This is a genomic window from Achromobacter sp. RW408, assembly GCF_003184165.1.
Taxonomy (GTDB): domain Bacteria; phylum Pseudomonadota; class Gammaproteobacteria; order Burkholderiales; family Burkholderiaceae_B; genus Achromobacter; species Achromobacter xylosoxidans.
The window spans coordinates 1,270,592-1,279,104 of record NZ_QHHO01000049.1; the positions used below are offsets into that span (position 1 = coordinate 1,270,592).

8 protein-coding genes are annotated in these 8,513 nt (G+C 71.7%); all 8 read left to right on the plus strand.

Annotated features, from left to right (window positions below; all coding sequences use genetic code 11):
• On the plus strand, nucleotides 1–677 hold a 677-nt coding region (locus DK459_RS25355; RefSeq protein WP_110135268.1), incomplete at its 5' end, for a TetR/AcrR family transcriptional regulator.
• A gap of 2 nt (nucleotides 678–679) precedes the next feature.
• A complete protein-coding gene (locus DK459_RS25360) occupies nucleotides 680–1,648 on the plus strand; it encodes an HlyD family secretion protein (protein ID WP_020927425.1) in 969 nt (322 codons plus the stop codon).
• Entirely contained in the window at nucleotides 1,645–2,610 is a 966-nt protein-coding gene (locus DK459_RS25365) for an ABC transporter ATP-binding protein (protein WP_006385268.1), read from the plus strand. The genes DK459_RS25360 and DK459_RS25365 overlap by 4 nt, the downstream gene beginning before the upstream one ends.
• Nucleotides 2,607–3,752 carry an ABC transporter permease gene (locus tag DK459_RS25370; RefSeq protein ID WP_006385267.1) on the plus strand — a complete coding sequence of 382 codons (1,146 nt, stop codon included), beginning with the start codon at nucleotides 2,607–2,609 and terminating at the stop codon, nucleotides 3,750–3,752. The genes DK459_RS25365 and DK459_RS25370 overlap by 4 nt, the downstream gene beginning before the upstream one ends.
• On the plus strand, nucleotides 3,749–5,188 hold the full coding sequence (locus DK459_RS25375) for an efflux transporter outer membrane subunit (RefSeq protein ID WP_110135140.1): 1,440 nt from the start codon (nucleotides 3,749–3,751) through the stop codon (nucleotides 5,186–5,188). Before DK459_RS25370 ends, DK459_RS25375 begins: the two co-directional genes overlap by 4 nt.
• Before the next feature lie 142 nt (nucleotides 5,189–5,330).
• A complete protein-coding gene (locus DK459_RS25380) occupies nucleotides 5,331–6,047 on the plus strand; it encodes a response regulator transcription factor (RefSeq protein ID WP_006385266.1) in 717 nt (238 codons plus the stop codon).
• 85 nt (nucleotides 6,048–6,132) lie between these two features.
• Nucleotides 6,133–6,615, plus strand: a complete 483-nt coding sequence (locus DK459_RS25385; protein ID WP_035181835.1) for a YbaK/prolyl-tRNA synthetase associated domain-containing protein — start codon at nucleotides 6,133–6,135, stop codon at nucleotides 6,613–6,615.
• A 17-nt stretch (nucleotides 6,616–6,632) separates the two neighbouring features.
• Nucleotides 6,633–8,513, plus strand: a 1,881-nt coding sequence (locus tag DK459_RS25390; RefSeq protein WP_233256860.1) for an FUSC family protein, incomplete at its 3' end; no start/stop codon positions are given.

The following is an 8,513-nucleotide window of genomic DNA, read 5'->3' on the forward strand; positions in this document are numbered from 1 at the left end:
TCGCCAAGCAGGGCGTGGCCGCCACCCGCCTGGCCCACATCGCCGAACGCGCCGGGTTCACCTCGGCCATGCTGCACTACTACTTCAAGAGCCGCGACCAGTTGCTGGACGCCGTGGTGCTGGAACGCGTGGTGCCCGTCATCGGCTACGTCTGGAGCCCGGTGCCGCAGACGCCGCGGCGGCTGCAGGGGTCGGCCGAGGCGACGCGCGCCGTCATCGCCGAAATCGTCTCGCGCATCGTGCGCTGCGGCACTGACCGGCCCTGGCTGCCGTCCTTGTGGATGCATGAGGTCGTCAACGAAGGCGGCCAGTTGCGCGAGCGCGTGCTGCGCCACCTGCCGGCGCAACGCCTGCAGGTGTTCGCCGGCCTGATCGCCGACAGCCAGCGCGCCGGCGCCATCACCCCGGACGTGGAGCCGCGGCTGGTGTTCCTGTCGATCCTGGGCCTGACCCTGCTGCCGCTGGCCACGTCCAGCCTGTGGCGCCGCATCTGGCAGGACGATCCACAGGCCCGCGCCATCGGCCACGAGACCATCGCCGCGCACGCCACCGCCATGCTCACGGGCGGATTGTTTTCCCCGCCGGCCGCGCCGCCACCGGCGCCCGCAACGCCCGCCAAACGGACCCGGCGCGCTGGCGCGGCTCCGGACGCCGAACCGCCCGCCACAGGACGCTGACCATGCGCACCGCTTCCCTCCCCCGTTTCGCGCTGCCCGCCGCCGCGCTCGGCCTGTCGTTGCTGGCCGGCTGTGGCAAGAGTGGCGAGGCCGTCTACCAGGGCTATGTCGAGGGCGAGTACCTCTACATCGCCTCGTCCGAGGCCGGCCGGCTGGACACGCTGTCGGTGCGGCGCGGCCAGCAGGTTGCCGCCGCCGCGCCCTTGTTCGCGCTGGAGGCCGAGCGCGAGACCGCGGCGCGCGACCAGGCCGGCGCGCAATTGGCCGCGGCCAGCGCGCAGCTGGAGGACATCGCCACCGGCAAGCGTCCGCCCGAGGTCGACGTCGCCCGCGCCCAGCTGGCCCAGGCCGAGGCCGCCAGCCGGCGCTCGGCGGCACAACTGGCGCGCGACACCGCGCAGTTCCGCGCCGGCGGCGTGGCGCGGGCGCAGCTGGACGACAGCCGCGAACAGGCCCAATCGGATGCCGCGCGCGTGCGCGAGCTGCGCGCCCAGCTGGAAGTGGCCAACCTGCCCGGCCGCCAGGACCAGCGCCGCGCCCAGGCCGCCCAGGTCGACGCGGCGCGCGCCACGCTGGCGCAGGCCGACTGGGCCCTGGCGCAGAAACGCCTGGCGGCGCCCGCCGCCGCCCTGGTGTTCGACACGCTGTACCGCGTGGGCGAATGGGTGCCGGCCGGCAGTCCGGTGGTCAGCCTGCTGCCGCCGGGCAACATCAAGGTGCGCTTCTTCGTGCCGGAGACCGTGGTCGGCACGCTCAAGCCCGGGCAGCAGGCCATGGTGCGTTGCGACGGTTGCGGCGACCCGGTGCCGGTGCGCATCGACTACATCTCGCCGCAGGCCGAGTACACGCCGCCGGTGATCTACAGCCGCGAAACGCGCGGCAAGCTGGTCTACATGGTCGAGGCCCGGCCCGCGCCGGACGCGGCCACGCGGCTGCATCCGGGCCAGCCGGTGGAGGCGGCGTTGCAATGAACGACGCCCCCGCCCGCTCGGCGACCGACGAGGCCGGCTACGTCATCGACGTGCACGGCCTGAACAAGCACTTCGGCAACAAGCACGTGGTCAACGACGTCTCGCTGCAGGTACGCGAAGGCGAGATCTTCGGCTTTCTCGGCCCCAACGGCAGCGGCAAGACCACCAGCATCCGGCTGATGTGCGGCCTGCTGACGCCGGATTCCGGCAGCGGCACCTGCCTGGGCTACGACATACTCAGGGACAGCGCCCAGATCAAGCGCCACGTCGGCTACATGACGCAGAAATTCTCGTACTGGGACGACCTGACCATCCGTGAGAACCTGGACTTCGTCGCCCGCATGTACGGCATGCCGAACCGCCGCGAGGCGGTCGACCGCGCGCTCGAGGACCTGGGCCTGCAGACCCGCGCCAACCAGCTCACCGGCGCCCTGTCGGGCGGCTGGAAGCAGCGGCTGGCGCTGGCCGCCTGTCTGCTGCATGAACCGCGCCTGCTGCTGCTGGACGAGCCCACCGCCGGCGTCGACCCGACCGCCCGGCGCGACTTCTGGGAACAGCTGCACGAGCTGGCCGCGCGCGGCATTTCGGTGCTGGTCAGCACCCACTACATGGACGAGGCCGAGCGCTGCCACAAGCTGGCCTACATCTCGTACGGCAAGCTGCTGATCCAGGGCACCGCCGACGAAGTCATCGCCCGGCAGCGCCTGACCACCTGGGCCATCCATGGCCACGACCTGGTGCCGCTGGCGCAGCGGCTGCGCGGCGCGCCGGGGGTGGACCAGACCGTGGCCTTCGGCACCGCGCTGCACATCAGCGGCCGCGACGCCGCCGTGCTCGAACGCACCTTGCGAGACGTCGTGGCCGGCCAGGACCTGCGCCTGGAACGCATCGACACCAGCCTGGAGGACGTCTTCATCTATCTGATGAACCGCTCCGACGACAACTATGCGAGCCCGGCATGAGGCGCCACCTGGAGGGTTTCTCGTGGTCGCGCTGGTGGAGCATGGTGCTCAAGGAGTTCCTGCAATTGCGGCGCGACCGCATCACCTTCGGCATGATCGTCGGCATTCCGATCATGCAGCTGGCGCTGTTCGGCTACGCCATCAACACCAACCCCAAGCAACTGCCGACCGCCGTCATCGTGGCCGACCAGAGCCCGTTCACGCGCAGCTTCGTGGCGGCGATGACGGCATCCGACTACTTCGACATCGTCGAGACCCTGCCCGACGAAGAGGCCGGCCGCGCCGCGCTGGCGCAGGGCCGGGTGCTGTTCGTGCTGACCATTCCGCCCGACTTCTCGCGCAAGCTGCTGCGCGGCGAGCGGCCGGCGCTGCTGATCGAGGCCGACGCCACCGATCCGATGGCGGTCGGGCTGGCGATCGGCTCGGCCACACAGTTGGCGCAGGCGGTGGCGCAGAAAGACCTGACCGGCCCGCTGGCGCACCTGGCCGGCGGCCAGCCGCCGTTCGACGTGCGCGTGCACCAGCTCTACAACGAAGAGCAGATCTCGCAATACAACACGGTGCCGGGGCTGATGGGCGTGATCCTGACCATGACACTGGTGATGATGACCGGCCTGGCCATGACGCGCGAACGCGAGCGCGGCACCATGGAAAACCTGCTGGCCATGCCGGTGCGGCCGCTGGAGGTGATGACGGGCAAGATCGTGCCCTACATCGCCATTGGCCTGATCCAGTCCACCATCATCCTGCTGGCGGCGTATTTCGTGTTCCACGTGCCGTTCCTGGGCAGCCTGGTGACGGTGTACCTGGGCGCGCTGATCTTCGTGGCGGCCAACCTGACCGTCGGCATCACGCTGTCGTCGCTGGCGCAGAACCAGCTGCAGGCGATGCAGCTGACGATGTTCTATTTCCTGCCCAACATGCTGTTGTCCGGCTTCATGTTCCCGTTCCTGGGCATGCCCAAGTGGGCCCAGTACCTGGGCAACCTGCTGCCGCTGACGCACTTCAACCGGCTGATCCGCGGCATCCTGCTCAAGGGCAACGGCTGGTGGGACCTGTGGCCCGCCATCTGGCCCATGCTGCTGTTCACCGTGGTCGTGATGACCGCCGCCGTGAAGTTCTACCGCCGCACCCTGGATTGAAGGCCGCCTGCGTCCTGCTGCCCGGCTGCGCCGTCGGGCCGGACTTCGAGCGCCCCGCGCCGCCGCCGGTCGCCGCCTATACCCCGCCGGCCGACAATGCGCCCGCCAGCGGCGCGCAACCGCGGCTCACGGACGCCGACATCCCGGCCCAATGGTGGCGCCTGTTCCGTTCCGCTGCGCTGGATGCGCTGGTGCGCCAGGCGCTGGACGCCAGCCCGACGCTGGAACAGGCCCGCGCCCGGCTGCGCCAGGCCGGCGAGGACCTGAACGCGGAGACCGGCGGCCGCCTGCTGCCGGCGGTGGACGCCAACCTGTCGGCGACGCGGCAGAAGGTCGATCCCTCCGCCTACGGCGTGCCCGTCGCCGAGCAGCCGGCGCCGTTCACGCTCTACAACGCGTCGATCGACGTGTCCTACACGCTGGATGTGTTCGGCGGCAACCGCCGCGCGCTGGAGGGCCTGGCGGCCCAGGTGGACTACCAGTCGCATGAGCTGCAAGCCGCGCGCATGACGCTGGCCGCCAACGTGGTCACCACCGCCATCCGCCAGGCCGACCTGGCCGGGCGCCTGGCCGACACCCGCGAGCTGTTGCTGGCGCAACAACGCCAGCGCGACATCATGGCGCAGCGCCTGCGGGCCGGCGGCATCGCCGAGGCCGACCTGCGCAACCAGGAACTGCTGCTGGCGCAGACCGAGGCCAGCGTGCCGCCGCTGGAATACCAGCTGGCCCAGGCTCATCACCAGCTGGCCACCTACCTGGGCCAGCCGCCGGCGGCCTGGCAGGCGCCGCCGCTGCGCCTGGCCGACCTGACGCTGCCCGCCGAAATCCCGACCGGCGTGCCGTCGGCGCTGACGCGCCAGCGGCCCGACATCCTGGCAGCCGAAGCGTTGCTGCACCAGGCCTCGGCGCAGATCGGCGTGGCCACGGCCAACCAGTATCCGCGGTTCACGCTGACCGCCAGTTTCGGCTCGCAGCGCACCCGCGCCGGCGACGTCGGCGATGGCGTCAATGTCTGGAACCTGGGACTGGGGCTGGTGCAACCGCTGTTTCGCGGCGGTGAGCTGCGCGCCCGCACGCGCTCGGCCCAGGCCGCCTACGAAGCCGCCGCGGCGGCCTACCGCCAGACCGTGCTGGACGGCTTCAGGCAGGTGGCGGACGCCCTGCGCGCGCTGCAGAGCGATGCGCGGGCCTATGACGCGTATGACACGGCCTGGCGCCGCGCCGACGATGCCGCGCGCATCGCCCGCGACCGCTACCAGGCCGGCGGCATCAGCCACCTGGACGTGCTGGACAGCCAACGCCAGCTGCTGCAGACGCGCATCGCCCGCGGCGCGGCCGACGCGGCGCGCTACGCCGATACCGCCGCCCTGCTGCAGGCGCTGGGCGGCGGCTGGTGGAACACGCCGCCGGCCGACCCGGTTGCCGCCACACAATAGCCCGCAAAGCGCGCCAAACCATACATCCCGGGGCCATGTCCGAGAATTCGGGTCAGAAAATGGCGTTGTGCGGCGTTTAGGAATCCGTTGTATCCGATGCATCATGCATGCGCTCAAGCTGCACTGATCTCGACAACGATTCATGAATGACCTACTAGACCTGATCGTCTTCTCGCCCGATTCCCGCCAACGCGCGCACCGCTGCGACGCGCTGGCGGGCATGGGCTTCTCGCCACGCGGTTGCGAGGACTCCAACGGCCTGTTCCGGCTGTTCCAGGCGCGGCGCACGCCGCTGCTGGTGATGGAAGCCGAGTTGACCGATCTCTGCATGGCCGTCGCCGGCCTGCGCGCCATGGACACCACCGCCGGCATCGTCGCGGTATCCACTTTCGATTCCCCGGAAAACCGCATCCTCGGCCTGCACTGCGGCGCCGACGCCTGCTTTCCGCCCGACGTCGCCAGCGCCGAGATCGCCGCCGCGCTGCAGGCGCTGGTGCGCCGCGTCCCCGTGAACGGCCGGCGGCCGGCCGATGCCGAACCCCGCCCAGCCGCCGCGCCGGCCGAGGCCAATGGCAAATGGCACTTCCAGGATGCCGCCTGGACCCTGGTCAGCCCGCGAGGCACCCGCCTGGCACTGACCCAGGCCGAGCGCGACTTCCTGCTCAAGCTGACTACCAGTCCCGACAGGCGCATGCCGCGCGGCGACGTGCCGCCCAGCGACCCGCAGGCCGGCCGCGAATCGCTGCGGCGCACCGACGTGGTGGTCAGCCGGCTGCGCCGCAAGGCCCAGGAAACCAATATGGAGCTGCCGATCCGCACCGTCTGGGGCTGGGGCTACGCCTTCACCGGCGACATCTAGGGCCTGCGGCGCGCGCGACCGGCGTATCATGCGGCATGGCCGGCCGGATCCCCGGCGCCGGCCCGCCAACCCGCTGCGCCCCGCCATGGAAGTCTACGAACGCCTGCAGGCCCTGCTGACCGAGCATCAGGCCCGCTACCGCCTCATTTCCCATCCCGCCGCCGGCCGCTCGGTGGAAGTCGCCGCCGTGCGCGGCACCGCCGTCAGCCAGGGCGCCAAGGCGCTGGTCTGCCGCGTCAAGATTTCGTCCAACCAGCGTCGCAACGTGCTGGCGGTGTTCCCCGCCGACCGACAGGCCGACCTGGAAGCCATCGCCCGCGCCGCCGGCGGCAAGAAGGCCTCGCTGGCCTCGCAGGACCTGGCGCGCGAACTCACCGGCTGCGAGATCGGCGCGATCCCGCCCTTCAGCTTCAATCCCGACCTGCACCTGCTGGTCGACCCCTCCCTGCGCCAGCGGCACGATGAAATCGTGTTCAACGCCGGACGGCTGGACGCTTCCATCCTGATGGCGACCGCCGATTATTTCCGCCTGGCAGCGCCACAAGAAGCGCCGCTGATCAAAGGCTAGCCGTCGCCGAGGCCCCCTTGCCGGACACGCCTGCCGCGCCCCACGCCCGCACCTCCAACATGCGCTGGCTGATGAGCCTGGCGCACATGGAGCCGTCGCCGGTCAGCCGCTGGGTGGCGCTGCGCGCAGCGCTGGCCATCGGATTGCCGACCGCGGCCGGCCTGGCGCTGGACCAGAGCGCGGCGGCCGCGTTGGTGGCCCTCGGCGCCCTGCCCGCCATCACCGGCGACAACGGCGGCCCCTACCGCAACCGCGCGCTGTCGATCGGCAGCACCGTGTTCGGCGGCGCACTGGGCTACTTGCTGGGCTCGCTGCTGTCCGGCCACGGCCTGCTCAGCGCCGCCGCCATGACGCTGCTGGTCCTGGCGGCCAGCCTGGTCGGCACCTTCAACAACATCGCCGCCGTCGCCACGCTGCAATTCGCCACCTACGTCATCGTCGGCGCCAGCCTGACGTCGCCCCTGCCGCCCTGGCTACCGCCGGCGCTGGTGGGCGCGGGCGGCCTGTTCGGCCTGGCGCTGACCCTGCTGGGCTGGGTGGTCAACCCGATCGCGCCCGAACGGGCGGCGGTGGCCCTGGCCTATCGCAAGCTGGCGGCCATGTTCGCCGCCATCGGCACCTCGCGCATCATGACGGCGCGGCGCGACATGGAAGCCGCCATGGCCGGCGCCTACGACACGGTGCTGGCGGCCCGGCGCCGCGCCGCCGGCCCCTCGCCGCGGCTGGCCCGGCTGGCCGCGCAGTTGCAGGCATGCACGCCACTGTCGGACGCCGCGCTGGCGCTGGCGCGGGCCGGCCGGGTATTGCCACCCGAGTGTTCGCGAGCCATGAACCGGCTGGCCGACCACGTCGAGAACGCCACGCCGTCGGCGCCAGGCGACGACATCGCGGCCGTGCGCCAGGCCGGCGCAACGGCACTGGCCGACGCACTGGAACAGGCGCGGCCGTTGCTGGAAGGCAGCGGCCCGGCGCGCCCGGACGCCTTCCCGGCCTTGCCACCGGCGCGCCCGCGCACGCCGTGGCGGGTGCTGGCGCGCACTTACCGCCCCGGCCCGACCACGCTGCGCTACCTGGTGCGGCTGGGTCTGTGCCTAGTCGTCGCCGAAGCCGTGGCGCGCACCCTGGCCCTGCCGCGTTCCTACTGGGTGCCGCTGATCGTGGTGGTGGTGTTCAAGCCCAATTTCGGTTCGGTCTTCGCCCGGGCGCTGCAAAGCTGCGCCGGCAGCGTGGTGGGCGTGGCGATCAGCGCCACCGTGCTGGCGCTGGACCGCAGCGGCGTCGTCAGCCTGCTCGCCGTGACCGGCCTGGCGGCCTTGCTGCCGTGGTCGATCCGCCGCAACTACGGCCTGTTCTCGGCGATCCTGCTGCCCATCCTGATGCTGCTGATCGGCGCACTGCAACCGGGCAGTTGGCCGATCGCCCTGGCGCGGCTGGAAGACGTGGCGGTGGCCGCGGCCATCGTGCTGGCGGTGGGCTACCTGCCCTGGATGCGGCTCGAACGCCACAATCTGGACCAGGCCGTGGCCACCGCGATCGACACCCTGGCCGCCTATCTGAATGCCGTGTTCCAGGCCGATTCGACGGCCCGCCACGAGCTGCGCACCCAGGCCTATGCGCGCCTGTCCGACCTGCGCATCGCGTTGCAGCGCGGCCTGTCGGAACCGCGTTTGGTGAGCCGTCGCGCACTGGCCTGGTGGCCCGTCGAAGTGGCGCTGGAGCGCGTGGCCAACGCGGTGTCCGACAGCGCCTGGGCACTGCCGGCCGACCAGCCGCCGCCCGCGCCGGCGGCGGTGGCGCGGTTGGCCGACACCCTGCACGCCATGGCGCAGGCCGTGACGCGCGGCGTGGCGGTCGGCCCCGCCCCGGTGGCAACGGACGAGCCCGCCCTGCGCGAAGCC

What these genes read in the sequence shown, in the direction of transcription:
- DK459_RS25365 (WP_006385268.1), top strand. Translation starts at nt 1,645, where the DNA reads ATGAACGACGCCCCCGCCCGCTCGGCGACCGACGAGGCCGGCTACGTC.
- DK459_RS25370 (WP_006385267.1), top strand. Translation starts at nt 2,607, where the DNA reads ATGAGGCGCCACCTGGAGGGTTTCTCGTGGTCGCGCTGGTGGAGCATG.
- DK459_RS25385 (WP_035181835.1), top strand. Translation starts at nt 6,133, where the DNA reads ATGGAAGTCTACGAACGCCTGCAGGCCCTGCTGACCGAGCATCAGGCC.
- DK459_RS25380 (WP_006385266.1), top strand. Translation starts at nt 5,331, where the DNA reads ATGAATGACCTACTAGACCTGATCGTCTTCTCGCCCGATTCCCGCCAA.
- DK459_RS25360 (WP_020927425.1), top strand. Translation starts at nt 680, where the DNA reads ATGCGCACCGCTTCCCTCCCCCGTTTCGCGCTGCCCGCCGCCGCGCTC.